Origin of the sequence: Mumia zhuanghuii, from assembly GCF_042681565.1 — a bacterium.
Classification (GTDB): domain Bacteria; phylum Actinomycetota; class Actinomycetes; order Propionibacteriales; family Nocardioidaceae; genus Mumia.
Genome location: NZ_JBHUFT010000002.1, coordinates 423060 through 448889, shown reverse-complemented (window position 1 = coordinate 448889; position 25830 = coordinate 423060). Strand labels below are relative to the sequence as shown.

27 protein-coding genes and 4 tRNA genes are annotated in these 25830 nt (G+C 70.5%); 10 read left to right on the top strand and 21 right to left on the bottom strand.

Annotated features, from left to right (window positions below; genetic code table 11):
• Positions 1-22: 22 nt before the first annotated feature.
• The 5 genes from rplA to ACFSDF_RS05235 form a co-directional block, all read right to left on the bottom strand.
• Positions 23-736, bottom strand: coding sequence for a 50S ribosomal protein L1 (gene rplA, locus ACFSDF_RS05255; protein ID WP_167005776.1), 714 nt, complete (start codon positions 734-736; stop codon positions 23-25).
• A gap of 82 nt (positions 737-818) precedes the next feature.
• On the bottom strand, positions 819-1247 hold the full coding sequence (rplK, locus tag ACFSDF_RS05250; protein ID WP_167005779.1) for a 50S ribosomal protein L11: 429 nt from the start codon (positions 1245-1247) through the stop codon (positions 819-821).
• Between the two features lie 88 nt (positions 1248-1335).
• On the bottom strand, positions 1336-2292 hold the full coding sequence (nusG, locus tag ACFSDF_RS05245; RefSeq protein ID WP_243843030.1) for a transcription termination/antitermination protein NusG: 957 nt from the start codon (positions 2290-2292) through the stop codon (positions 1336-1338).
• A 42-nt stretch (positions 2293-2334) separates the two neighbouring features.
• Positions 2335-2562: a preprotein translocase subunit SecE gene (gene secE / locus ACFSDF_RS05240; protein WP_167005782.1), complete on the bottom strand. Its 228-nt coding sequence runs from the start codon at positions 2560-2562 to the stop codon at positions 2335-2337.
• A 65-nt stretch (positions 2563-2627) separates the two neighbouring features.
• Positions 2628-2700, bottom strand: a tRNA-Trp gene (locus tag ACFSDF_RS05235).
• Between the two features lie 141 nt (positions 2701-2841).
• On the opposite strand from ACFSDF_RS05235, the gene ACFSDF_RS05230 reads away from it, so the two are divergent.
• Positions 2842-3873 (top strand): adenosine deaminase, encoded by a 1032-nt coding sequence (locus tag ACFSDF_RS05230; protein ID WP_243843031.1) that lies wholly within the window; start codon positions 2842-2844, stop codon positions 3871-3873.
• Positions 3874-4121: 248 nt separating this feature from the next.
• Positions 4122-4379: a hypothetical protein gene (locus tag ACFSDF_RS05225; RefSeq protein WP_167005784.1), complete on the top strand. Its 258-nt coding sequence runs from the start codon at positions 4122-4124 to the stop codon at positions 4377-4379.
• Between the two features lie 39 nt (positions 4380-4418).
• On the opposite strand, the gene ACFSDF_RS05220 is transcribed toward ACFSDF_RS05225, so the two are convergent.
• The 4 genes from ACFSDF_RS05220 to ACFSDF_RS05205 form a co-directional block, all read right to left on the bottom strand.
• Positions 4419-5468, bottom strand: a complete 1050-nt coding sequence (locus ACFSDF_RS05220) for a UDP-N-acetylmuramate dehydrogenase (protein WP_208322438.1) — start codon at positions 5466-5468, stop codon at positions 4419-4421.
• Positions 5469-5540: 72 nt separating this feature from the next.
• Positions 5541-5711, bottom strand: a complete 171-nt coding sequence (gene rpmG, locus ACFSDF_RS05215) for a 50S ribosomal protein L33 (protein ID WP_139088538.1) — start codon at positions 5709-5711, stop codon at positions 5541-5543.
• A 43-nt stretch (positions 5712-5754) separates the two neighbouring features.
• Positions 5755-5828, bottom strand: a tRNA-Met gene (locus ACFSDF_RS05210).
• 53 nt (positions 5829-5881) lie between these two features.
• A tRNA-Thr gene (locus ACFSDF_RS05205) sits at positions 5882-5954 on the bottom strand.
• A gap of 90 nt (positions 5955-6044) precedes the next feature.
• Here ACFSDF_RS05205 and ACFSDF_RS05200 point away from each other — a divergent pair.
• Entirely contained in the window at positions 6045-7211 is a 1167-nt protein-coding gene (locus tag ACFSDF_RS05200) for a serine hydrolase domain-containing protein (RefSeq protein WP_167005787.1), read from the top strand.
• A gap of 68 nt (positions 7212-7279) precedes the next feature.
• Here ACFSDF_RS05200 and ACFSDF_RS05195 read toward each other — a convergent pair.
• A tRNA-Tyr gene (locus tag ACFSDF_RS05195) sits at positions 7280-7361 on the bottom strand.
• Positions 7362-7458: 97 nt separating this feature from the next.
• Between ACFSDF_RS05195 and ACFSDF_RS05190 the strand changes: the two genes are divergently transcribed.
• Positions 7459-7953, top strand: a complete 495-nt coding sequence (locus ACFSDF_RS05190) for a YajQ family cyclic di-GMP-binding protein (protein WP_167005790.1) — start codon at positions 7459-7461, stop codon at positions 7951-7953.
• Here the strand turns inward: ACFSDF_RS05190 and rnhA are convergent.
• The 11 genes from rnhA to ACFSDF_RS05135 form a co-directional block, all read right to left on the bottom strand.
• On the bottom strand, positions 7950-8390 hold the full coding sequence (gene rnhA, locus ACFSDF_RS05185) for a ribonuclease HI (RefSeq protein ID WP_377156534.1): 441 nt from the start codon (positions 8388-8390) through the stop codon (positions 7950-7952). The two genes, ACFSDF_RS05190 and rnhA, sit on opposite strands and share 4 nt — an antisense overlap.
• 70 nt (positions 8391-8460) lie before the next feature.
• Positions 8461-9891 (bottom strand): NADH-quinone oxidoreductase subunit N, encoded by a 1431-nt coding sequence (locus tag ACFSDF_RS05180; RefSeq protein ID WP_167005795.1) that lies wholly within the window; start codon positions 9889-9891, stop codon positions 8461-8463.
• Entirely contained in the window at positions 9888-11399 is a 1512-nt protein-coding gene (locus ACFSDF_RS05175; RefSeq protein ID WP_167005798.1) for a complex I subunit 4 family protein, read from the bottom strand. The genes ACFSDF_RS05180 and ACFSDF_RS05175 overlap by 4 nt, the downstream gene beginning before the upstream one ends.
• Complete coding sequence (locus ACFSDF_RS05170; RefSeq protein ID WP_167005801.1) at positions 11396-13159, bottom strand: NADH-quinone oxidoreductase subunit 5 family protein; 1764 nt, start codon at positions 13157-13159, stop codon at positions 11396-11398. The genes ACFSDF_RS05175 and ACFSDF_RS05170 overlap by 4 nt, the downstream gene beginning before the upstream one ends.
• On the bottom strand, positions 13156-13488 hold the full coding sequence (nuoK, locus tag ACFSDF_RS05165) for an NADH-quinone oxidoreductase subunit NuoK (RefSeq protein ID WP_167005804.1): 333 nt from the start codon (positions 13486-13488) through the stop codon (positions 13156-13158). Before nuoK ends, ACFSDF_RS05170 begins: the two co-directional genes overlap by 4 nt.
• The gene (locus tag ACFSDF_RS05160) at positions 13488-13991 is read right to left on the bottom strand and encodes an NADH-quinone oxidoreductase subunit J family protein (protein ID WP_167251596.1); all 504 of its coding nucleotides are present in this window, start codon (positions 13989-13991) and stop codon (positions 13488-13490) included. Before ACFSDF_RS05160 ends, nuoK begins: the two co-directional genes overlap by 1 nt.
• Positions 13988-14524, bottom strand: coding sequence for a NuoI/complex I 23 kDa subunit family protein (locus tag ACFSDF_RS05155; RefSeq protein WP_167005810.1), 537 nt, complete (start codon positions 14522-14524; stop codon positions 13988-13990). The genes ACFSDF_RS05160 and ACFSDF_RS05155 overlap by 4 nt, the downstream gene beginning before the upstream one ends.
• Positions 14521-15474, bottom strand: a complete 954-nt coding sequence (locus ACFSDF_RS05150) for a complex I subunit 1/NuoH family protein (RefSeq protein ID WP_377156530.1) — start codon at positions 15472-15474, stop codon at positions 14521-14523. Before ACFSDF_RS05150 ends, ACFSDF_RS05155 begins: the two co-directional genes overlap by 4 nt.
• The gene (locus ACFSDF_RS05145; protein ID WP_243843032.1) at positions 15471-16229 is read right to left on the bottom strand and encodes an NADH-quinone oxidoreductase subunit C; all 759 of its coding nucleotides are present in this window, start codon (positions 16227-16229) and stop codon (positions 15471-15473) included. The genes ACFSDF_RS05150 and ACFSDF_RS05145 overlap by 4 nt, the downstream gene beginning before the upstream one ends.
• 5 nt (positions 16230-16234) lie before the next feature.
• Entirely contained in the window at positions 16235-16840 is a 606-nt protein-coding gene (locus ACFSDF_RS05140) for an NADH-quinone oxidoreductase subunit B (RefSeq protein WP_167005816.1), read from the bottom strand.
• Positions 16831-17205 (bottom strand): NADH-quinone oxidoreductase subunit A, encoded by a 375-nt coding sequence (locus ACFSDF_RS05135; RefSeq protein ID WP_167005819.1) that lies wholly within the window; start codon positions 17203-17205, stop codon positions 16831-16833. The genes ACFSDF_RS05140 and ACFSDF_RS05135 overlap by 10 nt, the downstream gene beginning before the upstream one ends.
• A 79-nt stretch (positions 17206-17284) precedes the next feature.
• Here ACFSDF_RS05135 and ACFSDF_RS05130 point away from each other — a divergent pair, with 79 nt between their 5' ends.
• From ACFSDF_RS05130 to ACFSDF_RS05105, 6 genes are all read left to right on the top strand, one after another.
• Complete coding sequence (locus tag ACFSDF_RS05130) at positions 17285-19264, top strand: S8 family serine peptidase (RefSeq protein ID WP_167005822.1); 1980 nt, start codon at positions 17285-17287, stop codon at positions 19262-19264.
• Positions 19265-19350: 86 nt separating this feature from the next.
• On the top strand, positions 19351-19860 hold the full coding sequence (locus ACFSDF_RS05125; RefSeq protein WP_167005825.1) for a hypothetical protein: 510 nt from the start codon (positions 19351-19353) through the stop codon (positions 19858-19860).
• A 117-nt stretch (positions 19861-19977) separates the two neighbouring features.
• Positions 19978-21591 (top strand): M20/M25/M40 family metallo-hydrolase, encoded by a 1614-nt coding sequence (locus ACFSDF_RS05120; RefSeq protein ID WP_377156526.1) that lies wholly within the window; start codon positions 19978-19980, stop codon positions 21589-21591.
• 72 nt (positions 21592-21663) lie between these two features.
• Entirely contained in the window at positions 21664-22710 is a 1047-nt protein-coding gene (locus tag ACFSDF_RS05115; protein WP_167005830.1) for a cohesin domain-containing protein, read from the top strand.
• A 119-nt stretch (positions 22711-22829) separates the two neighbouring features.
• Positions 22830-24728 carry a 2-oxoacid:acceptor oxidoreductase subunit alpha gene (locus ACFSDF_RS05110; protein ID WP_465264190.1) on the top strand — a complete coding sequence of 633 codons (1899 nt, stop codon included), beginning with the start codon at positions 22830-22832 and terminating at the stop codon, positions 24726-24728.
• The gene (locus ACFSDF_RS05105) at positions 24725-25801 is read left to right on the top strand and encodes a 2-oxoacid:ferredoxin oxidoreductase subunit beta (RefSeq protein WP_377156524.1); all 1077 of its coding nucleotides are present in this window, start codon (positions 24725-24727) and stop codon (positions 25799-25801) included. Before ACFSDF_RS05110 ends, ACFSDF_RS05105 begins: the two co-directional genes overlap by 4 nt.
• The last annotated feature ends 29 nt before the right edge of the window (positions 25802-25830 follow it).

Below are 25830 nucleotides of genomic sequence, written 5' to 3'. Positions count from 1 at the left end.
CGCGTACAGGCGTGCGTGAGGGTCACTCGTCGTCGGAGGCGACGTTGCGGGTGCGGTTCGGGTCGATCGGCACACCCGGGCCCATCGTCGTCGAGACGGTGATCTTCTTGATGTAGCGGCCCTTGGAGCTGGCCGGCTTCAGTCGGAGGACCTCCTCGAGCGCGGCGGCGTAGTTCTCGGCCAGCGCCGTGGCGCTGAACGAGGCCTTGCCGATCACGAAGTGGAGGTTGGCGTGGCGATCGATACGAAACTCGATCTTGCCGCCCTTGATGTCCTTCACGGCCTTCGCGACGTCCGGGGTCACCGTGCCGGTCTTGGGGTTCGGCATGAGGTTGCGGGGGCCGAGGACACGACCCAGGCGACCCACCTTGCCCATCATGTCCGGCGTGGCGACGACGGCGTCGAAGTCGAGCCATCCGCCCGAGATTTTCTCGACGAGGTCGTCGGCACCCACGTAGTCGGCGCCGGCCTCGCGAGCGGCTTCGGCGTTCGCACCGGTCGCGAACACGAGGACGCGAGCGGTCTTGCCGGTGCCGTTCGGCAGGCTGACGGTGCCGCGGACCATCTGGTCGGCCTTGCGCGGGTCGACACCCAGGCGCATGGAGACGTCGACGGTCGAGTCGAAGTTCTTCGAACCCGACTCCTTGACGAGCTCCATCGCCTGCAGCGGCGTGTAGAGCGCGTCCTTGTCGATCTTCTGAGCGGCGTTGCGGTACGCCTTGCTGTGCTGAGGCATTCTGGTTCTTCTCTCTCTACCAGTCGTGGTCGTCGGGCCCAGCTGGCCCTGCCACAGTGCGGTCGGTCGGGTTGCTCCGCCGTCAGTCGACGGTGACGCCCATGGAGCGAGCGGTGCCGGCGATGATCTCCATCGCGGCGTCGATGTCGTTCGCGTTGAGGTCGGGGAGCTTGGTCTGGGCGATCTCGCGGACCTGGTCCTTGCTGATCGAGCCGACCTTGTCCTTGTGCGGGACGGCCGAGCCCTTCTGCAGACCTGCAGCCTTCTTGATCATCTCCGCAGCCGGGGGCGTCTTGGTGACGAAGGTGAACGACCGGTCCTCGTAGATCGTGATCTCGACCGGGACGATGTTGCCACGCATGGACTCCGTCGCAGCGTTGTACGCCTTGCAGAACTCCATGATGTTGACGCCGTGCGGACCGAGGGCGGTACCGACGGGCGGGGCCGGCGTGGCCGCTCCGGCCTGCAGCTGCACCTTGACGAGGGCAGCGATCTTCTTCTTCGGAGGCATATCTCTTTTCCTTCTCGTGGTCTCGGTGGGCCTGCCTCGGCCCTCCCACTGGTGTTGCGCGGAAGCCCTCTCGAGCGTACCTGCTGGCTCAGACCCGCTGGATCTGCGCGAAGCTCAGCTCGACGGGGGTCTCCCGACCGAAGATCTCGACGAGCGCCCGGACACGCTGGGCGTCGACGTTGATCTCGGTGATCGTGGCGTGCAGCGTCGCGAACGGACCGTCCACGACCATGACCGAGTCGCCGACGGAGAAGTCGGTGAACTCGACCTTCGGCGCCTGCGACTGCGCCGTCGACGAGGACGCCGTTGCCGGCGCATCGACCGCAGCCTGAGCCTCGACGGCGGGAGCGAGCATGCTCTCCACCTCGGCCAGGGTCAGCGGCACGGGCTGGTGGGCGTTGCCCACGAAGCCGGTGACCGACGGCGTGTTGCGCACCGTCGACCAGGACTCGTCGGTGAGGTCCATCCGGACGAGGACGTAGCCGGGGAGCACGGTGCGCTTGACGAGCTTGCGCTGACCGTTCTTGATCTCGGCCACCTCTTCGGTCGGGACGACGACCTCGAAGATGTAGTCCTCCATGTGCATGGAGGTGATGCGGTTCTCCAGGTTGGACTTGACCCTGTTCTCCATGCCGGAGTAGGTGTGCACGACATACCAGTCGCCGAACTGGTTGTGGAGCTGCTCGCGGAACGCCGCGAGCGGATCGAGCTCGGTGGCGACGGCTTCGAGGACGTCCTCGGTGGTCGCGGCGGCGTCGGCGATCTCCTGCGCCTCCTCGACGACCTCGTCGGCGAGGTCCTCGATCTCGTCCTCGGCGTCCGCGGCCTCGATCTCGGCACGCTCTTCGTCGGCCTCGGAGAGCTCCTCGAACGGCGTCAGCGGCTCAGGATCGACCTGCTCGGTCTCGTCTTCGGCGAGGTCGAGGCCTTCCTCGACCTCCTCGACCTCGAGCTCCTGCTCGTCGTCGTCCAACGGCGCACGGTTGCTCGTAGGAGCGACGGCGTCGCGCGGGGCGTCGTCGAACTCGTCATACGGCTGGGACACAGCGCCTCTTTCCTCGTCTCGTCTTGACCCGCGGGTCGCGGGTCAGGCGAAGACCCAGAACATCAGCTTTCCGAAGCCGTAGTCCAGGCCTGCCACGATGGCCATCATGACCAGCACGAAGAAGAGCACGACCACGAAGTAGTTGGCGACCTGCGAACGGGTCGGCCACACCACCTTGCGGAGCTCCGCGACGACCTGACGGTAGAAGGTCATCGGAGACGTACGCCCGGAGCGTGTGCTCTCGGTCGGAGCACTTGACGTCTCGCTCATGCTGACCGTTCCCTTCGATCGTGGTGCCTGTCATCGGTCCGCCGTCGGGACGGACCAGGCCTTTGCAGGGCAGGAGGGACTTGAACCCCCAACCTTCGGTTTTGGAGACCGATGCTCTGCCAGTTGAGCTACTGCCCTTCGTCGATGGCCGCTCCGCTGCCTCGTCACCACGGCCGTTGGGGAGGCGCGCGGGCATGACGACACAGTGGAAACATCCACCGGTCGTCAAGTGTACGGGGTGCCCCGGCACGGAGTCGAACCGGCTGGCACGATGACCGCATGGCCGTAGCGATGCGCTCGATCGACCGTCTCCCGAAGGCCCATCTTCACCTCCACTTCACGGGGTCGATGCGGCACACCACGCTGGTCGAGCTGGCCGAGCGCGACGGGGTCCGGCTCCCGCCCGCGCTGGTCGAGGAGTGGCCCCCGCTGCTGCGCGCGACCGACGAGAAGGGTTGGTTCCGCTTCCAGCGCCTGTACGACACCGCGCGCTCGGTCCTGCGTACCCCCGGCGACGTCCGGCGCCTCGTGCACGAGGTCGCCGAGGACGACGCGTCCGAAGGCTCGGTGTGGACGGAGATCCAGGTGGACCCCTCCGGCTATGCAGCGAAGTTCGGCGGGATCACGGCGTTCACCGACCTCGTCCTGGACTGCGTGCGCGACGCCAGCGCCACGTACGGGATCGGGATGGCGGTCGTCATCGCCTCGAACCGCACCCGCCATCCCCTCGACGCCCGTACGCTCGCTCGGCTCGCCACGCAATACGCCGGACGCGGCGTCGTGGGGTTCGGGCTGTCCAACGACGAGCGGCGCGGCGAGACCGCGTCGTTCGCGCCCGCGTTCGCGATCGCGCGCCGCGCGGGCCTGCGCAGCATGCCCCACGGAGGCGAGCTGCGCGGCCCGCAGAGCGTCGCCGCCGTCCTGCAGCACCTCGAGCCGGACCGGATCGGCCACGGCGTGCGCTGCGTCGAGGATCCCGCGGTGCTCGACGCCGTCGCGCGTGCCGGCATCACGCTGGAGGTGTGCCCCTCGTCCAACGTTGCGCTCGGCGTCTACGACACGTTCGAGGAGGTGCCCGTCCGGACGCTGATGGAGGCCGGGGTCGGGGTCGCGCTCGGCGCGGACGACCCGCTGCTGTTCGGCGCGCGCCTGTCTGGCCAGTACGCCGCGCTGCGGGCGGCTCAGGACTTCAGCGATGCCGAGCTGGCCGAGCTCGCCCGCATGTCGCTGCGTGGTTCGTACGCTCCGGACGAGCTTCGCGACACCGCGCTCGCCGCGATCGACGCCTGGCTCGCCGCCGACCCCGACTGACGCGACGGGCCAGTCGACGACGGTGTGACCCGCTCGACGTCCTGGACGAGCCGACGCCGAGGGTGCCGGAACAGCGCTCCCCGACGCGTGGAGCGGGCCGCCCTCTGTTGTCCACAGGGGTCTCTGCAGAGAGTGCCGCCGGTAGACCACAGTTCTCGGGTGGAACGGTTGCAGCGGATCGCACGACAGCAGGGCGGGAGCTCGCGCTCGTCGACGGCCGTCGGGCAGAGGTCGACTTCCTGTGGCCGGTGCAGCGCCTGGTGGTCGAGTTCGACGGGCGGGTCACGTACGACGACGATGACGAGGACGAGGCCAGGACGACCGTCTGGGCCCAGAAGAAGCGTGAGCTGAAGGTCCGAGATCTCGGATACCACGTTGTCCGGCTGACGTGGGCCGACCTGGCCCCCGAGAACGCCGAGCGCACGGCAGCGCGACTGCGTCGTGAGCTCGCGCGAGCACAGCGCCTGTACGGCCACCTCAGCGTCGGTTCGTCCAGGACGCCGTGAGGGTCAAGACGTCGCTGAGCGAGCGGGAGCCGGTCGGGCTCAGAGCTCGGTGCCGACGAGGACCGGCTCGTTCTCCAGGCGTACGCCGAACTTCGCCTCGACCCCGTCGCGGATCTCGCGAGCCAGTGCGAGGAGCTCGTAGCCGGTGGCGCCGCCACGGTTGGTGAGCGCGAGGCTGTGCTTGGTGGAGACGCGGGCCGCCGTCTCGCCGTACCCCTTGCCGAAGCCGGCGTGTTCGATCAGCCACGCGGCGCTGGTCTTGACACGCCCGTCGGGCTGCCCGAAGCGCGGCGCGTCAGCAGGCAGCGCACCTGCGGCGTCGGCCGACAGGACCGGGTTGGTGAAGAACGACCCCGCGCTCCACGTGTCGTGGTCGTCCGGATCGAGCACCATGCCCTTGCCGGCACGCAGGTCGAGGACGGCGTCGCGGACGTCCGCGAGCGGCGCACGGTCGCCGACCGCGATGCCGAGGGTCTTGGCCAGCTCGGCGTACCGGACCGGGGCGCCGAGCGAGCCGAGCTCGAGCTGGAAGGTGACCTCGAGCACGACGTGGCGTCCGGGCTCGGCCTTGAAGCGGCTCGTGCGGTAGCCGAAGCCGCAGTCGACCGCGGAGTACGTGACCACACGCCGGTCGCGGCGGTCGTAGGTACGGACCCGGGCGATGGTTTGGGCGACGTCCTGGCCGTAGGCACCGACGTTCTGGATCGGCGTGGCTCCGACCCGTCCGGGGATGCCGGAGAGGGTCTCGATGCCGACCCACTCCTGCTCGACGGCGTGAGCGACGAAGTCGTCCCACACCTCCCCCGCGGCGACCGTCAGGGTGGCACCGCTGCAGCGGTCGACGTCGGCGACCAGGCCCTGGGTACGGATGAGGACGACGGTGCCGTCGAAGCCCTCGTCGGCGACGACGACGTTGCTGCCGCCCCCGAGCAGGAGGACCCGCTCACCGGCCTCGTCGAGCGCGCGGACGGTGTCGACAAGATCGTCGGCGTCTGTCACCTCGACGATCTCACGGGCGGGTCCACCGATCCGCAGCGTCGTGAGCGGGGCGAGGACGGTCAGGTCACGCATCGAGAAGGCTCCCAACATGACACCAGGGTCCGCGCCTGTTCGGCGGGACCCTGGTGAACGGTGTGTACGTGGGAAGTCGTACGAGGTGGGTCAGCGGGTCTCGCGGTGGACCGTGTGACGACGCTCGTGCGGGCAGAACTTCTTGAGGTCGAGGCGATCGGGATCGTTGCGACGGTTCTTCTTGGTGATGTAGTTGCGTCGCTTGCACTCGGTGCACGCCAAGGTGATCTTGGGGCGGATGTCAGAGCTCTTGCTGGCCACGAGTCTGCCTCTTCTTCGCTGGAACTGCTTCTGTCGTCTTTTGTAGCGGGGGCGGGACTCGAACCCGCGACACCACGATTATGAGCCGTGTGCTCTAACCACCTGAGCTACCCCGCCATGCGTCATCCCGCCGCCCTTCGCACCGGGCGGAGGGAGCGGGTGAGACTCAGAGCCCCTTTACGGAATCGAACCGTAGACCTTCTCCTTACCATGGAGACGCTCTGCCGACTGAGCTAAAGGGGCGATCGGCGAACCGAGAAGCAAAGATACACGGCCGCTGCGACGAACCGAAATCGGGGGTCTCCCCCATGATTCCGGTCACATAATACGACCATGCCCACCTGTCGTACGGCGCTCGCGGCCGCAGCCCTGCTGCTCGTCAGCGCCTGCAGCTCCGGCGGCAGCGGATCGATGTCCGGTGACCCGACGGCAGCCCCGACGACGAGCCCGACGAGCGCCGCGCCGACCGACGTCGTGCCCGGTGACGACTGGGCGACGATCGACCCGGTGACCGCCGGCTTCGACCCCGCGGCGCTGCGTGCGCTCGACCGCGACCAGGCCGCCGCCGGGTCCTCTTGCGTCGTCGTGACCCGCGACGGCGCGCTCGTCCACGAGGCGACCTTCGGCGACGCGGACCGCGACTCGACGGGCCCCGCGTTCTCGGTCACGAAGTCGTTCACGTCCGTCCTGGTGGGCATCGCCGCCGACGAGGGCCTCCTCGAGCTCGACGACCGGGCGTCCGCGTACGTCCGCGCCTGGCGGGGCACGCCGGCGGCGCGGGTCACGATCCGCGACCTCCTCGCGAACGTGTCCGGCCGGCACTGGGACTTCGCCACCGACTACCAGCAGATGGCGATCGCCGCGCGTGACAAGACCGCCTTCTCGATCGCGCTCGCGCAGGACGCCCGGCCGGGCACGGTCTGGCGCTACAACAACGCCGCGATCCAGACCCTCGACGAGGTGCTCCAGGTCGCCACCGGGAAGAACCCTCGCGAGTACGCCCAGGAGAAGCTCCTCGGCCCGCTCGGGATGTCGCGCACGTCCTGGAGCGAGGACGCGGCGGGCAACACCCTGATGTTCTCGGGCGTCGACGCGTCGTGCCTCGACCTGGCGCGGCTCGGGCTGCTCATGATGCGCGACGGACGCTGGGACGAACGCCAGGTCGTCTCCTCCGCGTACGTGGAGCAGGCCACCGGACGGTCCTCGTCCCCGCTCAACGCCGCGTACGGGCTGCTGTGGTGGGTCAACCGCAAGGGGCCCGTCCACGGGGCGCGTACGGCCTCCGGAGCCGGTGCGGACGCCGGGGAGGCTCCCACCCGCAGCCGGCTCGCACCACACGCGCCGAAGGACGCGTTCTGGGCGCTCGGTCTGGGCAGCCAGATCGTCGCCGTGGTGCCCTCGGACGGGATCGTGGCCGTACGGATGGGCGCGGCCCCGCAGGACCCGCAGGCCCTGTCGGCGGACGCCTTCACCGCCGACGTCCTCGACGCGATGCGATGAGGCGCCCGCACGGTCCGCATAAGCGGACGAGCCCGGCCCCGCACGTGCGGAACCGGGCTCGTCGACCGTGGCAGGTGCAGGATTCGAACCTGCGAAGGCATTGCCGGCTGATTTACAGTCAGCTCCCATTGGCCGCTCGGGCAACCTGCCAGGGGTTGTTACTCTGCGCGAGCAACAGCACGACTTTAGCGCAGCGCTCCAGCGCACCCGAAATCGGGTGACCAGCTGCCTGACCGAGAGGATCATCATGGCCGCGGACTCGTCGTTCGACATCGTGAGCAAGCTGGACCACGCCGAGATCGACAACGCGATCAACCAGGCCGCGCGCGAGATCTCGACGCGGTACGACTTCAAGAACACCGGGGCCTCGATCGAGAAGAGCGGCTCCACCGACGTCGTCATCAAGGCCAACGCCGACGAGCGGGCCCTCGCCGTGCTCGACGTGCTCAAGGACAAGCTCGTCAAGCGGGGAGTCTCCCTCAAGACGCTGGAGGCGGGCGACCCCAAGCAGTCCGGCAAGGAGTCCGTCATCAACGGCACCTTCTCCGAGGGGATCACTCAGGAGCAGGCCAAGAAGGTCTCCAAGCTGATCCGTGAGGAGGGCCCCAAGGGCGTCAAGGTCCAGATCCAGGGCGACGAGCTGCGGGTCACGGGCAAGAAGCGCGACGAGCTGCAGGAGGTCATCGCCCTGGTCAAGGGCGCCGACCTCGACTTCGCGGTGCAGTTCGTCAACTACCGCTAGCGCGCCGCGCCGCCTTTCGCCTCGAGCGCGCCGCGGCCGGCGAGCTCGTCGGCGCGCTCGTTGCCAGGGTCGCCCGCGTGGCCCTTCACCCAGTGCCACCGCACGTCGTGCCGCTGGGCCGCCTCGTCGAGGCGGCGCCAGAGGTCCTCGTTCTTGACCGGCTGCTTGGCGGCGGTACGCCAGCCGTTGGCCTTCCATTTCGTGACCCACGACATGATCCCGTTGCGAACGTAGCTGCTGTCGGTGTGCAGGTCGACGCCCACCGGCCGGGTGAGGGTCTCGAGCGCCTGGATGGCCGCCATCAGCTCCATCCGGTTGTTGGTCGTTGCCGGGTCGCCCCCGTGGAGCTCTGCGACGTGGTCGCCATAGCGCAGCACGGCACCCCATCCACCCGGTCCTGGGTTGCCCAGGCAGGCGCCGTCGGTATGGATCGTCACTGTCGCTTCGTCGGGCACACCGGAACCCTAGTCACGCCAGGAGTCCCATCGGCGCTCGGGCGGGGGCGCGTCAGGGCAGAGGACCGAGAAGCAGCGTCGGAGCGATCGAGGTCGCGGCGAGAGCGACCGCGCCGACGACGACGACGGCGTACGCGAGCCGGGCCCCGCGCCCCTCGCGCACGCTGGTCACCGGGGGCGCGTCCGCCGCGTCGCCGACCCGGTCCGCAGGCGCGTACGCGACGACGACGAGCCGCAGGTAGTAGACCAGGCCGAGCGCGACGTTGACCGCCATCACGCCCGCCAGCCAGGCGTACCCAGCGACGATGACGGGCTGGAGCACGACGTACTTCGCGACCAGCCCGATCACCGCCGGCGGGAACCCGGCGAGGGTGAGCAGCCCGAGCACGAGGGCGACGCCGAGCACCGGGTCTCGGCGGCCCGCACCAGCGAGGTGGGCGTAGGTGGTCCCCCCGAACCGGCGCAGCGCGACCGCCGCGACGGCGAAGACCGTGAGGTTGGCGATCGCATAGACCGCGAGGTAGCGCAGCGGCGCCGTCAGCACGATGTCGGCGCGGACGGCGAGTGCGACCATCGGGGCCAGGACGAATCCGCCCTGCGCGATCGACGACCACGCCAGCATCCCGACGAGGTCGCGCTGAGCCAGGGCCCCGATGTTGCCGACCGTCATCGAGAGCGCAGCGACGAGGGCGACGAAGAGGTCCCAGCGAGGCTGCAGCGACACCAGCGGGTACGCGAGGACGACGAGGAGCGCGGCGAGCGCGCCGCCCTTGGAGACCACCGACAAGAAGCCGGCGACCGGGATCGGGGCGCCGCGGTAGGCATCGGGGATCCACAGGTGGAACGGCACGGCGCCGACCTTGAAGACCAGGCCCACGAGGAGCAGGACGACGACCGCGGCGGCGACGCGGGCCGGGGCCTCGGACGTCTGCAGGGCCGCGTACACACCGTCGTAGGTCAGGGTGCCGGTCAGCCCGTAGAGCAGCGAGAGCCCCATCAGCGTGACCGCGGTGGCGGTGGCCGACGCGAGGAAGAACGTCCACGCCGAGCTCACCGACTCGCGGCGGTCGCGGCGCATCGCGACCAGGGCGATCGAGGGGAGCGACAACAGCTCGAGGGCGACCACCAAGGTCACGAAGTCCTGCGCGGCGGCAAGGGTCAGAGCTCCAGCGGTGGCCGAGAGGACCAGGAACGTCGACTCCCCCGGCGGCATCGCGGGGTCGTCCTCGAGCGACTGCGTGAGGACCACCACGACCAGCGCCGACACCAGGAGGACCCACGAGAAGCCGGCGACGAGCGGACCGCTCGAGCCCGTGTCGGCGAGCCACGCCCCGGCCGCGAGCAGCGACGCCCCGGCGACGACACCCTGGCGGCGCCACCCGCCCGCGGGCCAGAACGCGTCCACGAGCAGCGCGACGATCGCGCCGACGGCCACCATCAGCGGCACGCCGACCGAGGCCCAGTCGACGGCGTCCGGGGTCATCGTCCGCTCCCGAGGATCGCCGGGATACTCGGCTCGACCACGCCCATCACGAGGCCCGGCGCCAGCCCGAGGAGCAGCACGGCGACGATGAGGACGGCGGCGATGCCCCGCTCGGAGCCCGCGAGGTCGAGGTCGGCGTCATGCGGGGTCGGCACGCCTTGGAGGGTGCGCCGGATCATCCGCAGGAAGTAGGCCGACGTCAGCAGCACACCGACGAGCGCGGCGACGAGCAGGACGCCCGCGAGCACCGGGACGAGCCCCGCTCCGGAGTCCACCGCCGCCTCGTACGCGCTGCGCAGCGCCATCATCTCCCCCCAGAAGCCGGCCAGCCCCGGAAGTCCGAGGCTCGCGAACGCCGCGAAGGCCAGCACCACGGCGAGCGCCGGCATGCGGGCGTACAGGCCCCTCCCGAGCACGGCCATCTCGGCGCTGCCGAAGCGACGCTTGAGCGAACCCGCGTTGAAGAACAGGAGCCCGGTCACCACACCGTGGGCAACGCTGGCGAACACCGCCGCGGCGACGCCGATGTCGGTGAGCGTGGCGATGCCGAGGACGACGAAGCCCATGTGGCCGACGCTCGAGTACGCGATGAGGCGCTTGAGGTCGCTCTGCCGCAGGCACGCGAGCGCAGCCACGACGATGCCGATCACGCCGAGCACCCCCAACCACGGGGCGAGCTCGCGCGCCGGGCCCGGCAGCACCGAGACGAGCACGCGGAGCAGCCCGTACGTGCCGAGCTTGAGGAACACGGCCGCCAGGAGGACCGAGCCCACCGTCGGGGCCTTCGCGTGGGCGTCGGGGAGCCACAGGTGGAACGGCCAGATCGGCGTCTTGACCGCGAGTCCGACCGCGATCATGGACGCCGCGAACAGCGCCCAGCCGCCGTCGAGCACGCCCGAGCGCGCGGCCAGCTCAGGGATCTGGAGCGTGCCGGTCAGCGCCCACACGGTCACGAACCCGACCAGCATGAACGCCGACCCGATGACGGTGTAGAGCAGGAAGCGCGTGGCGGCGACCCGGCGTCCGACCGGGTCGCGCGGGTCTCCCCAGCGCGCGATCACGAACCACATCGGGATCAGCGCCAGCTCGAAGAACACGAAGAAGAGCAGCAGGTCGAGCGACGCGAACACCCCGATCGCCGCCGACAGCACGACCATCACGAGCGCGACCAGGGCGGGCGTCGCGTTGTCGCCTGCCGGCGGATCGTCGACGAGTGCCCAGCACACGAGGGCCGACAGCAGAGTCGTCATCAGCAGCAGCGGGAAGGAGATGCCGTCCATCCCGAGGTGGAGGTGCACTCCGATCGCCCGGACCCACACCACGTCGATCTCGGAGGCGTACCCTCCGCCGTCGTGCACGAGCCACGCCCCGAGGACGAACAGCCCGGAAAGGACCGATGCGGCCACGCCGGCACGCGCGGCGACGCGGTCGGTCACCATCGTGCGGGCGAGCCCCAGAAGGGCCGCTGTCAGCGCAGGAACCACGAGCGCGACGACGAGCCCGTTCATCGGACCACCACCAGGCCCGCGATCACGAGCACTCCGACGGCGAGCACGGTGACGTACACCTGGGCGTTGCCGGACTGGGCACGCGCGAACCCCTTGGAGAGGGACACCGTCACCCACGCGGCCGCCCGCGGGTAGAACCCGAGGATGTCGCGGTCGGTCGCCACCACGGCGTCACCCGCCCCGCGAGCAGCCACGCCCGCACGGTCGTACGCGACGTCCATCGCGAGCTCGCGGTCGAACGCCGGACGGACGGCTCCGAGCAGGTCGGCGGGGTCGCGACCGGCGGCCACCGTGCGCCAGGCAAGCCACCCCGCGGCGACGACCAGGACCGTCGTCACAAGACCGGTCAGCGGTTCGAGCGGCATCGCCAGGCTCAGCAGGAGGCTCACCGCCGCGAGCACGACCAGCGGACCGACCATCAGCGGCGGGGCCTCGTGGAGGGCGGGCGACCGCGATCCCGCCTCAGCCATCGCCGTACGGCCCTCGCCGCCGACGAACGTGACCCACCAGGTGCGGAAGGCGTAGACGACCGTCACGACCGCCGTCACCAGCCCGCACGCGAGCACCAGCGCGGCCACGGCGGGCGCGACGGGCGCCTCGTGCCCGATCCCGTGCCACGCCGCCTCGATCACGGCGTCCTTGCTGAAGAACCCGACCGTCGGCACGACCCCGGCGAGCGCCGCGAACCCGATCGTGGCCGTCACGAACGTCCACGGCATCACCGCGCGCAGACCGCCCAGGTCCGACAGGGCCGTCGAGCCGACGGCGTGCGCGACCGACCCGGCCGCGAGGAACAGCAGCGCCTTGAACGCGCCGTGGGACAGCAGGTGGTCGATGCCCGCGTCGTAGCCGCCGACCGACAGGGCCGCGAACATGTACGCCAGCTGGCTGACGGTCGACCAGGCCAGCACCCGCTTGAGGTCGCGCGACGTCAGCGCGAAGAGCGCGGCCAGCAGCATCGTCACGCATGCGATGACCGCGAGCACCGTCATCGTCACCGCCGAGGCGGCGAGCACGGGATAGAGGCGTGCGACGAGGAAGACGCCCGCCGCGACCATCGTCGCCGCGTGGATGAGGGCGCTGATCGGTGTCGGGCCCGGCATCGCGTCGGCGAGCCAGGTGTGCAGCGGGAACTGCGCCGACTTGCCGACGACCGCGAGGACGAGCAGCAGGCCGATCCAGGTGAGCCCCTCGGGCGCACCCGGCGACGCCATCGCCGTGAGGACCTCGCTGATCTCGTACGTCCCGAACGTGTGGCCGATCCCGAAGATCGCCACCAGCAGGCCGAGGTCGCCGATCCGGGTCAGGAGGAAGGCCTTCACGGCCCCGGCGCGTGCTGGGGAGAGCTCCCAGTGATGGCTGATCAGCAGGTAAGAGCACAGGCCCATGACCTCCCAGCCCACCAGCAGCATCCACAGGTTGTCGGCGGTCACGACGGTGGCCATCGCGATGAGGAAGAGCTGGATGATCGTCGCGTAGGCGCGGTAGCGCGAGTCGCCTGCCATGTACGCGACGGAGTAGATCTGGACGAGCAGTCCGACACCGGCCGCGAGCAGCAGCATCACCGCACTGAGGTGGTCGACGAAGAATGTCACCGAGACGCCGAGGAGATCGCCGCCGTCGACGAGGGTGGTCTGCGCGCCCGCCGGCACGCCGTACGGCCCGGTCCGCTCGCCGAGCTGCGGGAACGCGACGACCGCCGCGCACACGGCGAGCAGCGCGGTGATCGCGACCGTCGACGCGCTGTCACGGCGCCTCACAGCTCGTCACCCCCGTCCGGCATCACCTGAGGGAGGCTCTCCTGGCCGTCGACGTCGGCGTTGCCGACCGTACGGAACAGCACGAGCACGAGCGCGAGGCCCAGGCCGATCTCTGCCGCGGCGAGGGCGATCACGAACAGCGTGAGCGACTGGCCCGTGTGCAGCGTGTCGGCCCACCAGGTGTCGAACGCGACGAGGTTGAGGTTGACGGCGTTGAGCATCAACTCGACACCCAGCAGCACCATCACCGCGTGCCGCCGGGCCAGCACCGCGTACAGGCCGAGACCGAACAGGCCGCACGAGACGGTCAGCGGGAGCATCAGCGGCATCAGCGCTCCCCCCTGCGCGTGAGGGCGATCGCGCCGACCAGCGCCGCCAGGAGCACCACCGAGAGCACCTCGAAGGGCAGCACCCACGTCCGGAAGATCGCGTCGCCGAGCCGCCCGGCGGTGCCGATCCGGATCTCGTCCTCGTCGATCACCTCGCCGCCGAACCCGGCCCACATCACGGCGCCGAGCGCGACCGTCGCCGCAGCGGCGATCACGGCGGCGAGCGGTTGGTTGGCGGTCGCCGTGGCCGAGCCGCTGCCGGTCGGCGCGCGCGTCAGCATCAGCGCGAACAGCAGCAGCACGATCACCGAGCCGACGTAGATGAGCACCTGCACCCACGCCACCAGCTCGGCCGCGAGCAGCACGTACAGCCCTGCCAGGGCGCCCAGGGTGACGACGAGCCACAGCGCGGCGTGGACGATCTGGTCGCTGGTCGCGACGAGGAACGCCGACACGAGCGTGATCAGGCCGAGCGCCGCGAAGACCACCGTGACGGCCGTCATGCGCCGGGCTCCGGGGGACGCTGCGCCTTCTCCGCCTCCCGATGAGCCGCCTTCTCCGCCACCCCGATCTCCTTCGGGGGCTCGGCCGCGGGATCGAGCGGCTGGGGCGGCGGCACCGTCCACATCCACTCACGGAGGCGGTCCTTGTCGTGGGTCAGGTCGCGGATGTCCAGCTCGGCGTACTCGAACTCCGGCGACCAGTGGAGCGCGTCGAAGGGGCACACCTCGACGCAGATGCCGCAGTACATGCACAGCGAGTAGTCGATGTCGAAACGGTCCAGCACGTTGAAGGAGCGCTCGCGGCCGCCCTCGGTCACGGGAGGCTCGGTCTCCTTGTGCGAGTCGATGTAGATGCACCACGCCGGGCACTCACGCGCACACAGCATGCAGGACGTGCAGTTCTCCTCCTGCAGGGCGATGACCCCGCGGCTGCGCGGAGGTAGCTCCGGGAGGACGTCTGGGTACTGCTGGGTCACAGCGCGCCGGGTGAGGTTGTGCCACGTCACCTGCAGGCCCTTGAGGAGTCCCTTCATACGAGCACCACCACCGTCGTCAGAGCCAGCTGCCCGAGCGCGACGGGCACCAGCAGCTTCCAGGCCAGAGCGTTGAGCTGGTCCTCGCGCATCCGCGGCCAGGCCACCCGGAACCACACCACGCAGAACGCCACCGCGAACGTCTTGAGCAACGCCCACAGCCAGCCCAGCTCTTCGGACGACGGCCCGCGCCAGCCGCCGAGGAACAGTGTCGTCGTGAGCCCCGCGAGCACGACGATGCCGGCGTACTCGGCGAGGAGGAACATCGCGAACCGCATGCCGCCGTACTCCGTGTAGGGGCCGAGGATCACCTCGGCGTCGGCAATCGGCATGTCGAACGGCGGCCGCTGCAGCTCGGCCAGCCCCGCCACCACGAACACGCACAGCGCTGGGAGCTGCCACACCAGCCACGACCACTCCCACGCCTGCGCGATGCCGACCAGCGACAACGAGCCGGCCATCATCGCCGCCGAGACCGCCGCCAGGACCATCGGGAGCTCGTAGCTCATCAGCTGCGAGGCGGTGCGCAGACCGCCGAGCAGCGAGTACTTGTTGGCGCTCGCCCAGCCGCCCATCAGGGTGCCGAGCACGCCCACGCTCATGACCGCCAGCGCGAAGAACAGACCGAGGTCGAGGTCGGCACCGACGACGCTCGGGCCGAGCGGGATCACGAAGAGCACCACGAGGTAGGGGACCAGCGCGACGGCCGGCGCGAGCGCGAAGACGGGGCGGTCAGCGGCGCGCGGCGTCACGTCCTCCTTCTGGGCGAACTTCACGCCGTCGGCGATCAGCTGTGCCCAGCCGTGGAAGCCACCGGCATACATCGGGCCGACCCGCGACTGCATGTGCGCCATCGTCTTGTGCTCGAGCTGACCGACGACCAGCGGCAGCACCAAGAACGCCACGAGCACGAGCCCGCACCGCAGGAGGAGGTCGAGGAGGTCGATCATGCCGGGTCCTCGGAGGAGGGCTCGGGCGGCGGATCGGCACGGCGGGTACGGCGCGGCCGGGCGGGGCGGGCGGCCGGGCCCGCTGTCGCGTGGGACAGCGGGTCAGGCGCGGACGAGCCCGGCTCGCGCGGCCCCCACTGCTCGGCGTCGGGCACACCTGGCGGCCGCACCCGGCGTCGTCCGGGAGAGGAGTCGGCCGCCGCGACGTCGTGGTCGGACTCGCCCGGCTCCTTCGCACCCGGCCAGGGCTTCACGACGCGCGAGGCCAGCACGAACTCCTTGCGCAGCGGGTGGCCCTCGAAGGCGTCGGGCAGCAGCAGCGTCTCCAGCGGCACGCCGCCCCGGAAGTCGACGCCGAACATCTCGTGCGTTTCCCGCTCGTGCCACGCCGCACCGGCGTACAGATCGACGATCGAGTCGAGGACGGGCTGCGTCCGAGGGACGTGGGTCTGGACGAGCAGGTGGCGCACGGCCGTCCGGCCCACGCCGGGCGAGAGCGCCGCGAGATGGCAGACGATGCGCAGGCCTCCCGTGAGCGAGGGCTCGTCCGGGTATGGGCTCGGGGCGCCGGCCTCGTCGACGGCGCTCAGCCAGTCGAAGAACTGGCAGCCTCCCTGGTCGCGGAGCATCATCACGATCGGTCGCCACCACCCGGCGGGCACCGTGAGGGTCTGCTGCCCAAACTCCTGCGACGCGGTCACCCGGTCACCCGCGACCGCGCGACCGAGGTAGAGGACGTCCTCGGCCCACCCCACGCCGGCTATCCGTCCTGCTCGGGAGTCACAGGTGGTCGCAGGAGCGACGAGAGCGAGCGGCGCAGACCCGTACGGCCGTACCGCTGGGCCAGGTCCTCCCCTGCGATCTTGTCCTGGAGCGTGACGATGCCCTGGAGCAGCGCCTCCGGTCGTGGCGGGCACCCCGGCACGTACACGTCGACGGGGATGATCTGGTCGACGCCCTTGGTCACGCAGTACGAGTCCCAGTAGGGCCCGCCGGAGTTCGCGCACGAGCCGAACGAGATGACGTACTTCGGGTCGGGCATCTGCGCGTACAGGCGCTCGATCGCGGGCGCCATCTTGTCGGTGACCGTGCCCGACACGATCATGAGGTCGGCCTGGCGAGGGCCCGGTGCGAACGGGATGACGCCGAGGCGGATGAAGTCGTGGCGGGCCATCGAGGCGGCCATGAACTCGATGGCGCAGCACGCCAGCCCGAAGTTGAACACCCACAGGGAGTAGCGCCGGCCCCAGTTGAGGAGGTAGCGCACGGGACGCGGCGCGAGCGCCGACCCGACACCGAGCTCGGGCGTGTCCAGGCGCTGGATCGTCGGGACACCCAGGTTGACCGACGAAGGGGTCACGTCCATGTGAGCACCCCCTTGCGCCACGCGTAGACCAGACCGAGTCCGATGAACCCGAGGAACACCGCCATCTCGACCGCAGCCGGCCAGCCGATCTCCGCGAAGACGACTGCCCACGGGAAGAGGAAGACCGCGTCGACCGCGAAGATCACGTAGAGGAAGGCGTAGACGTAGTAGCGCACGTTGCTCTGCGCCCATCCGGAACCGACCGGATCCACCCCGGACTCGTACGTCAGCAGCTTCGCCGGGTCGGCGACGACCGGCCGGAACAGCCGGTTGGCCCCGAGCATCCCGGCCGCGACGACCACGCCGACGCCGACGATCGCGGCCACCGAGGCGTACGACGCGAGGTAGTCGGCGTAGTCGGACATGCGCCTGAGTCTAGGGGGTGACACGGACCCCGCGCGGGCCCTGGAGGCCGCGACCCCCGGACCCGACAGACTATGGCCCATGTCACGACTCCCCCGCGTGTGTGCGCTGGTCGCGGGCGCCAGCCTCGTGCTCGCCGCCGTCGCACCGTCCTTTGCCTCCGACGAGCCCCAGACATGGGGCACCACCCCTTCGCCTCTGGCCTCTCCGTCGCCTCGCGCGGCAGGCCTCGTCATCACCTACGAGCCCGGGGCGCGCCCCGCCGTCGCCGCGGCACGCCGCGTCGTCGAGGCCGAGGGCGTCGACACCGCACCGACCACGACCCCCGTCACCGACGACGTGGAGGCGCTGGCCTTCACGGAGACGACGACGCTCGCTGAGGCCGAGAAGGCCGCCGCCGAGCTCGCCGACATGCCCGGTGTCGCCAGTGTCGAGCCCGACCTCGTCATGACGGCGGCAGCTGCGCCGAACGACCCGCAGTGGTCCCGACAGTGGAACATCCACGGCACGTACGGGTCGAAGGCCACCGCCGCGTGGCCGTCGACGACCGGACGGGTCGTCGTGGGCATCGTCGACACTGGCCGGACCGCCCACCCCGACCTCGACAGCAAGACGGTCGCCGGGATGGACTTCATCAGCAGCGCGTCGCGGTCTCGTGACGGCAACGGTCGCGACTCCAACCCGCAGGACCAGGGTGACTGGGTGGCCGCCAACGAGTGCGCGGCCGGGGTTCCGGCGACCAGGAGCAGCTGGCACGGCACCCACGTCGCCGGCATCGTCGGTGCGCGCACGAACGACGGCTACGGGATCGCCGGCAATGCGCCGGGCGTCCGTGTCCAGCACCTGCGCGTGCTCGGCCGCTGCGGCGGCACGATGTCGGACATCGCCACCGCGATCCTCTGGGGCTCAGGCGCGAAGGTCCGCGGCCTGGCCCGCAACAAGACGCCCGCACGCGTCCTCAACCTCTCCATCGCCGGCGCCTCCAGCTACTGCCCCGCGGTCCTTCGCAACGCGATCAACGCCGCCCGTGCGCGGGGAACCGCCGTGGTCGTGGCCGCCGGCAACGAATTCCGGGACGCGGCCTCCTACTCGCCGGCCAACTGCCCCGGCGTGATCACGGTCGGCTCCACCAACAAGGTCGGGCAGATCGCGGGCAGCAGCGGAGGCACCCAGTGGTTCCCTTACTCCAACTACGGGCGCGTCGTCGATCTGTCCGCCGCGGGCGGTGACGCCGTCGCCGGCAACCAGGTCTACTCGACGCTGAACACCGGGACCTCGACCCCCGGCGGCCCCACGTGGGGCGAGATGGCCGGGACGAGCATGGCCGCGCCGGCCGTGGCCGCGGCCGCCGCGCTCATCTCCTCCCATGGCGCCTACAGCCCGGCGACGGTCGAGCACGCGCTGCGCTGGGCCGTCAAGCCCTTCCCGCAGCTGTCCAACGGTCGTCACAACTGCAACACCACGGCGTGCGGCACCGGCGTCCTGGACGTCTCGAAGCTGTCGTTCTCGACCAAGCCCCCGGTCCTGGGCGGCACCAACCGTCGCGGGAGCGTGCTCACCACGACCGCAGGCACGTGGACCGGCGGCCCCACCTCGTACTCCTTCCGCTGGATGCGCAACGGCAAGCCGATCCCGGGCGCCACCGGCACCTCGTACCGCATCACCGCCGCTGATGGCGGTGCCGTCGTCCAGGCCCAGGTCGCCGGCCGCAAGGGCGCTGGCTCGCCGGGACTGTGGCGGGGCACCGCGGGCGTCCGCGTCGCGAAGGTCGGGACGAGCGTCCGCCTGAAGGTCTCACCCAAGAGGACCAGCTACGGCAGGTCGGGCGCCAAGCTGGTCGCGCGGGTGCGCGTGGCGGCCGGCCCGATCAAGGGCAAGGTGGTCTTCCGTGACGGCAAGAAGAAGATCAAGACCGTCAAGGTGAAGAAGGGCAAGGCCGTGCTCAAGCTGTCGTCGACCAAGCTCAAGCGCGGCAAGCACAAGATCACGGCGAGGTACGTGGCCAAGCACCCCGCGTTCAAGAGCTCGGTGTCCCGGCCGGTCAGGCTGCTGGTCCGCTGAGGGTGACCACAGCGAGTACGCCGCGATGACGGCGCGAGAGGGCGAGGACGCGAATCGTGTCCTCGCCCTCTCGTACGCTCGGGGCCATGACTGACGCGTCCCCCGCCCCCGCCCCCGACCCCGTCATGCAGCGCGTCACCGAGGCAGTGGCGTTCGGCCACCAGGATGACCGCGAGGCGACCCGATCCGCCCTCCTCGCGCTCTGGGCGGAGGTGGGGGACGACGGCGACGCCTTCCACCGGTGCGTGATCGCCCACTACCTCGCCGACGTCACGCCCGACGCCGAGGAGGAGCTCGCCTGGGACCAGCGTGCTCTCGCAGCGGCGCACGAGACGACCGACGAGCGCGCCCGGTCCTACCACGCGTCGCTGGCGATCGCCGGGTTCTTCCCGTCGCTGCACCTCAACCTCGCCGACGTGCTGCGGCGGCTCGGCCGCTTCGAGGAGGCGAGCGCCCACGTCGAGCACACGGCCGCACGCGTCGACGTCCTCCCCCACGACGGTTACGGGACCACGATCCGCGAGTCGCTCGAGGGCGTCCGCGCGATGATCGCCGCCGGCGACACGAGCGCCCGTGACTCGTCACCCAGCTCCTGAGGAGCTGCCAACGAACGGCGGCGCGGCCGCGTACGCCCTACGCTCGTGCCGTTCGGCGGTCTCGGGCAAGGGCCGAGCACTTCACAGGAAGGGCTCGTTCACGTGACACGTACGTCCATGACGACCATCTGCGCGGGGTTTGCGATCGCCACCCTCGTCGCCGCCGGTGCTGCGCCGGCAAGCGCCGGGTCTCGCGACCACGACGACCGGTCGACCAAGAAGATCACCCACGCCGTCAAGCTCAAGGCGGTGCTCGACCACCTCGAGGAGCTCCAGGAGGTCTCCGACGAGCACGGCGACCGCGCTGCCGGGCGCCCCGGCTATGCCGCCTCCGTGCAGTACGTCGTCACGCAGCTGCGGCGCGCGGGGTACGACCCGCAGGTGCAGGAGTTCCCGTTCGACTACGTCGAGGAGAACTCCGAGCTGATCCGGGTGAGCCCGGAGGCGCGCACGTTCGAGCAGGGCACGGACTTCCTCCGCAACGCCTTCGACACCGGGAGCCCCGAGGGCACGGTCACCGGCCCCCTCACCCCGATCGACCTGGTCGTCCCGGCGGCCGGTCTCCCTCCGAACAGCAACACCAGCGGCTGCGAGGCGGCGGACTTCGCCGACCTCGAGCCCGGCGGCATCGCCCTCATGCAGCGCGGCACGTGCGGGTTCGCGGTCAAGGCGCTCAACGCCCAGGCCGCAGGCGCGGGCGGCGTGGTGATCATGAACGAGGGTCAGACCGACCGCACGGGCCTGATCAACATGATCGGCGACGCGACCGGTCTGGCGATCCCCACCGTGTTCGCCACGTCGGCGGCCGGTGAGGACCTCGCCCGCGTCGCCGGCTCCACGGTGACGGTCACGGTCGACTACGTGGCCGAGACCCGGTCGGCCTACAACGTCGTCGCCGAGACCCGCAAGGGCGACGACTCCAACGTGGTCATGGCCGGAGCGCACCTCGACGGTGTGCAGGACGGCGCGGGCATCAACGACAACGGCACCGGCAGCGCCGCGCTGCTCGAGACCGCGATCCAGATGCGCCACGCCAAGCCGAACAACACCGTGCGCTTCGCGTGGTGGGGTGCGGAGGAGTCCGGTCTTCTCGGGTCCGAGCACTACGTCGCAGCGCTGAGCCCCGACGAGCTCGACGACATCGCGCTCTACCTGAACTTCGACATGGTCGGCTCCCCGAACTACATGTTCGGCGTCTACGACGGCGACAACTCCAGCGGGACCGCCGACCCCGAAACCATCCCCCCGGGGTCGGACGCGATCGAGGACGTCTTCGAGAAGTTCTACGCCGACCGGGGCGAACCGTTCCAGGACACGGAGTTCTCGGGGCGCTCGGACTACGGGCCGTTCATCGCGGTCGGCGTCCCGGCCGGTGGCCTCTTCACCGGGGCCGAAGGTGAGAAGACCGCCGAGGAGGCGGCCCTCTACGGCGGAGTCGCCGGCGCGGCGTACGACCCGTGCTACCACGCGTTCTGCGACAACCTGCGTGGAGACGGTCAGGACGTGGCGCTGTACGACCAGCTGCGCGAGCACTATCGACTCGTGGGCAACGTCAACAAGCACGCCCTCGACGTGAACTCCGACGCGATCGCCGCGGCGACGTGGACCTTCGCGTACGACACGTCGACCGTCAACGGCGTCGAGCCGCCGCGCCGTCCGCACCGCGGCCACGGCCGCGGCCACGGCAAGGGTCTCGGCCACGGCGGTCCGCTCCACCGGGCGAGCCGCTAGCACCGAGGGTCCGCACGACATCGCCCGGGATTCTCCACGGTCCCGGGCGATGTCGAGGACAATACGAGGACTATGACGCCCCACAAGAAGGCCTGGCTCGGTGCCGCGACGGGCTTCGCCACCGTCAGCCTGGTCGCCGCAAGTCTCGCGATCGGCTCCGCGTCGGTCGAGGACGTCCCTGCGTACGCGGTGTCGACCTCGACGTCCTCGCTCACCCTCGGCGACACCGTGACGGTCACCGTCGCCGCCGACGGGCTGCGCGACGTCCACGCGTACGAGCTCGCGCTCGCCTACGACCCGGAGACGCTCGCGTACGTCGAGGACAGCGCGTCCACGGACACGGGGGGAAGGACTTTCGGGATCGCGAGCGAAGGTGCGCTCCACGTCGTCCACACCGGGCTGGGCAGCTCGGGCGTCTCTGGTGCCGCCACCCTCGCGACCGCCACGTTCCGGACGCTCAAGCCCGGCAAGGCGTCGGTCGAGGCGTCGACGTTCGAGGCGGTCAGTGCCGACAACGGCTCGACGATCGAGTCGGATCTGGGCGCGACCACCGTCGAGGTCGCCGCCAGGCCTGCCCCGGTCGCGACGCGGGCCCCCCAGGTCAGCGGGACTGCCCGCGTCGGAGCCGTTCTGACGGCCATCCCCGCGCCCTGGGACGTCGCCGGCACCACCGCGTCGTACGAGTGGCGGCGTGACGGGACCCCGGTCGCCGGCGCGCGCGGCGCGTCGTACCGGCTCTCACCGGCCGACGCCGGCAAGAAGGTCACGGTCCACGTCGTCGGCGACAAAGAAGGCCACCTCCAAGGTGCCGTGACGTCCGCCCCGACCCTCGCCGTCGCGCCCGCCGCCAGCCGCGTCGCGGCCAAGGTGAGGCGCTCGGTCAAGCGCGGCGCGAAGGTGACCGTCAAGCTGCGCGTCAGCGCGGCGGGCGTGACGCCGACCGGCGCCGCGGCCGTCACATACCGGGGCAAGACCCGGCACGTGACGTTGAAGCGGACCGGGATCACCACCGTCACGCTCAAGGCGACCAAGCGTGGATCGTCCAAGATCCGGGTGACCTATCGGCCTGCCCCCGGGTTCACGGCGAGTGCCAGGACCCTGCGGCTCCGGGTGCGCTGAGCGCCGGACGGGGGCCGCCAGCGGACTTCTTTGCGTCCAAATCTCGGAGTCGCAACGGCATTCCAAAATCATCGCCTAGGCTGGTTTCAACGCACCAACGCACAGAAGGGCCCCAAGCCTTGGCGATCGACGGCAAGCAGGTCGAACAGCTGGATCGGGTGGTCATCCGGTTCGCGGGCGACTCGGGCGACGGCATGCAGCTGACGGGTGACCGCTTCACCCAGGAGACTGCAGCTTTCGGCAACGATCTCTCGACCCTCCCCAACTTCCCGGCCGAGATCCGCGCCCCCCAGGGCACGCTTCCCGGAGTCTCGTCGTTCCAGGTGCACTTCGCCGACCACGACATCCTCACCCCCGGTGACCGTCCCGACGTGCTCGTCGCGATGAACCCCGCTGCGCTCGCCGCGAACATCGACGCGCTGCGCCCCGGCGGGATCGTGATCGTGGACAGCCACGACTTCACCAGCCGCAACCTCGTGAAGGCCGGATACACCTCCTCGCCGCTCGACGACGACTCCCTGGCCGACTTCCAGGTGCACCCGGTCGACCTCACCGGCATGACGGTCGAGGCGGTCTCGGAGTTCGGGCTCGGACGCAAGGACGCAGCCCGCGCGAAGAACATGTTCGCCCTGGGCCTCCTCTCGTGGATGTACGGTCGCCCGACCGAGGGCACGACGACCTATCTCGAGAAGAAGTTCGCGAGCAAGCCTGCGATCCGCGACGCCAACCTGGCCGCGTTCAAGGCCGGCTGGAACTTCGGCGAGACCACCGAGGCGTTCGCCGTCTCGTACGAGATCAAGCCAGCGCCGATGCCGCAGGGCCGCTACCGCAACATCACGGGCAACACCGCGCTGTCGTACGGGATCGTGGCCGCCGGCCAGCAGTCCGGGCTGCCGGTGTTCCTCGGCGCGTATCCGATCACCCCTGCCAGCGACATCCTGCACGAGCTGTCCAAGCACAAGGCGTTCGGCGTCACGACGTTCCAGGCCGAGGACGAGATCGCCGGCATCGGCGCCGCCCTCGGCGCGTCGTTCGGCGGAGCGCTCGGTGTCACCACGACCTCCGGCCCCGGCATCTCGCTGAAGTCGGAGACCATCGGCCTCGCCGTCATGATCGAGCTGCCGCTGCTGGTCGTCGACGTCCAGCGTGGCGGCCCCTCGACGGGCCTGCCGACCAAGACCGAGCAGTCCGACCTGCTGCAGGCGATGTTCGGCCGCAACGGCGAGGCTCCCCTGCCGGTGATCGCTCCGCAGTCCCCTGCCGACTGCTTCGACGCTGCGCTGGAGGCGGCCCGGATCGCCGTCACCTACCGCACACCGGTGATCCTGCTCTCCGACGGCTACCTGGCCAACGGCTCCGAGCCGTGGCAGATCCCCGACGCCTCGACGCTCCCCCGCATCGAGCCCGGCTTCGCCACCGCACCCGGCGAGGGCGAGACCTTCATGCCGTACGCGCGCGACCCGGAGACCCACGCCCCCGCATGGGCACCGCCCGGGGTCGCGGGCCTCGAGCACCGCATCGGCGGCATCGAGAAGGCCGACGGCACCGGCAACATCTCGTACGACCCGGCCAACCACGACCGCATGGTCCGGCACCGCGCCGCCAAGGTGGCGCGCGTGGCCGACTCCATCCCCGACCTCGTCGTCGACGACCCGACGGGAGACGCACGCGTCCTCGTCCTCGGGTGGGGCTCCACGTACGGGCCGATCGGTGCCGGAGTCCGCTCCGCGCGGGCGCAGGGCATCGACGTCGCCCACACCCACCTGCGCCACCTCAACCCGTTCCCCCGCAACCTCGGCGAGGTGCTCCGCGCGTACGACCAGGTGATCGTGCCGGAGATGAACCTCGGCCAGCTCGCGCTGCTGTTGCGCGCGCAGTACCTGGTCGACATCCAGGGGTACGACAAGGTGACCGGCATGCCGTTCGGCTCGGAGGAGCTCGCCGAGGTCATCGCGCAAGCCGTCAAGTCGCTCGACACGCCGAGCCTGGACCGTCCCAGCCAGGAGAACCACCGATGAGCATCGACCTGCCTCCCCCCACCCTCGCCCGCGAGGGCCTCGCCGGGATCCCGACGACGGACCTGAAGCAGACCGGCAAGGAGTTCACCAGCGATCAGGAGGTCCGCTGGTGCCCCGGGTGCGGCGACTACGCCGTGCTCAAGGCCGTCCAGGGGTTCCTGCCCGATCTGGGTCTCAAGCGCGAGAACATCGTCTTCGTCTCGGGCATCGGCTGCTCGTCGCGCTTCCCGTACTACCTCGACACGTACGGCATGCACTCGATCCACGGCCGTGCGCCGGCGATCGCGACGGGCCTGGCGACGTCGCGCGACGACCTGTCGGTGTGGGTCGTCACCGGTGACGGCGACGCGCTGTCGATCGGCGGCAACCACCTGATCCACGCACTGCGCCGCAATGTCAACATGACGATCCTGCTGTTCAACAACCGGATCTACGGCCTCACCAAGGGTCAGTACTCCCCGACCTCGGAGCCGGGCAAGGTCACGAAGTCGACGCCGACGGGCTCGCTCGACACCCCGTTCAACCCGATCAGCCTGGCGCTCGGCGCCGAGGCGTCGTTCGTGGCGCGGACCATCGACACCGACCGCAACCACCTCACCGGTGTGCTGCGCGAGGCAGCCGCCCACCGCGGGACGGCGCTGGTCGAGATCTACCAGAACTGCCCGATCTTCAACGACGGCGCGTTCGACGCGATCAAGGACCCGGCGACCAAGGACCACGCGGTCATCCGGCTCGAGCACGGCAAGGCGATCACGTTCGGTCCCGAGGGCGAGCACGGCCTGGTCCGCGACCCTGCCTCGGGCGCGGTCTCGGTGGTCGAGGTCGACGAGACCACCCGCGACAGCCTGCTGGTCCACGACGCGCACGCCGAGGACCCCTCGCTGGCCTTCGCGATCAGCCGTCTCACCGACGGGGGCTACCTCGACCGCGCACCGGTCGGGATCTTCCGCCAGGTCGAGCGCCCGACGTACGACGACCAGGCGCGCGCGCAGCTCGCGGCGGCCGCCGAGGCCCAGGGCCCGGGCGACCTCCAGAAGCTCCTCACCGGCAGCGACACCTGGACCATCGCCTGACAGAAATGCAGACGGGCCCCCGACCGCGG

Excerpts from the sequence above, each read along its gene's own strand:
- ACFSDF_RS05190 (WP_167005790.1), top strand. The coding sequence starts at position 7,459 with ATGGCCGCGGACTCGTCGTTCGACATCGTGAGCAAGCTGGACCACGCC.
- ACFSDF_RS05220 (WP_208322438.1), bottom strand. The coding sequence starts at position 5,468 with ATGTTGGGAGCCTTCTCGATGCGTGACCTGACCGTCCTCGCCCCGCTC.
- ACFSDF_RS05200 (WP_167005787.1), top strand. The coding sequence starts at position 6,045 with ATGCCCACCTGTCGTACGGCGCTCGCGGCCGCAGCCCTGCTGCTCGTC.
- ACFSDF_RS05160 (WP_167251596.1), bottom strand. The coding sequence starts at position 13,991 with ATGACGGCCGTCACGGTGGTCTTCGCGGCGCTCGGCCTGATCACGCTC.
- ACFSDF_RS05125 (WP_167005825.1), top strand. The coding sequence starts at position 19,351 with ATGACTGACGCGTCCCCCGCCCCCGCCCCCGACCCCGTCATGCAGCGC.
- ACFSDF_RS05130 (WP_167005822.1), top strand. The coding sequence starts at position 17,285 with ATGTCACGACTCCCCCGCGTGTGTGCGCTGGTCGCGGGCGCCAGCCTC.
- ACFSDF_RS05115 (WP_167005830.1), top strand. The coding sequence starts at position 21,664 with ATGACGCCCCACAAGAAGGCCTGGCTCGGTGCCGCGACGGGCTTCGCC.
- ACFSDF_RS05105 (WP_377156524.1), top strand. The coding sequence starts at position 24,725 with ATGAGCATCGACCTGCCTCCCCCCACCCTCGCCCGCGAGGGCCTCGCC.
- ACFSDF_RS05150 (WP_377156530.1), bottom strand. The coding sequence starts at position 15,474 with ATGATCGACCTCCTCGACCTCCTCCTGCGGTGCGGGCTCGTGCTCGTG.
- ACFSDF_RS05230 (WP_243843031.1), top strand. The coding sequence starts at position 2,842 with ATGGCCGTAGCGATGCGCTCGATCGACCGTCTCCCGAAGGCCCATCTT.
- ACFSDF_RS05120 (WP_377156526.1), top strand. The coding sequence starts at position 19,978 with ATGACGACCATCTGCGCGGGGTTTGCGATCGCCACCCTCGTCGCCGCC.
- rplK (WP_167005779.1), bottom strand. The coding sequence starts at position 1,247 with ATGCCTCCGAAGAAGAAGATCGCTGCCCTCGTCAAGGTGCAGCTGCAG.
- ACFSDF_RS05135 (WP_167005819.1), bottom strand. The coding sequence starts at position 17,205 with ATGTCCGACTACGCCGACTACCTCGCGTCGTACGCCTCGGTGGCCGCG.
- ACFSDF_RS05155 (WP_167005810.1), bottom strand. The coding sequence starts at position 14,524 with ATGAAGGGACTCCTCAAGGGCCTGCAGGTGACGTGGCACAACCTCACC.
- secE (WP_167005782.1), bottom strand. The coding sequence starts at position 2,562 with ATGAGCGAGACGTCAAGTGCTCCGACCGAGAGCACACGCTCCGGGCGT.
- ACFSDF_RS05180 (WP_167005795.1), bottom strand. The coding sequence starts at position 9,891 with ATGACCCCGGACGCCGTCGACTGGGCCTCGGTCGGCGTGCCGCTGATG.
- nuoK (WP_167005804.1), bottom strand. The coding sequence starts at position 13,488 with ATGCCGCTGATGCTCCCGCTGACCGTCTCGTGCGGCCTGTTCGGTCTC.
- ACFSDF_RS05175 (WP_167005798.1), bottom strand. The coding sequence starts at position 11,399 with ATGAACGGGCTCGTCGTCGCGCTCGTGGTTCCTGCGCTGACAGCGGCC.
- rplA (WP_167005776.1), bottom strand. The coding sequence starts at position 736 with ATGCCTCAGCACAGCAAGGCGTACCGCAACGCCGCTCAGAAGATCGAC.
- ACFSDF_RS05140 (WP_167005816.1), bottom strand. The coding sequence starts at position 16,840 with ATGGACGTGACCCCTTCGTCGGTCAACCTGGGTGTCCCGACGATCCAG.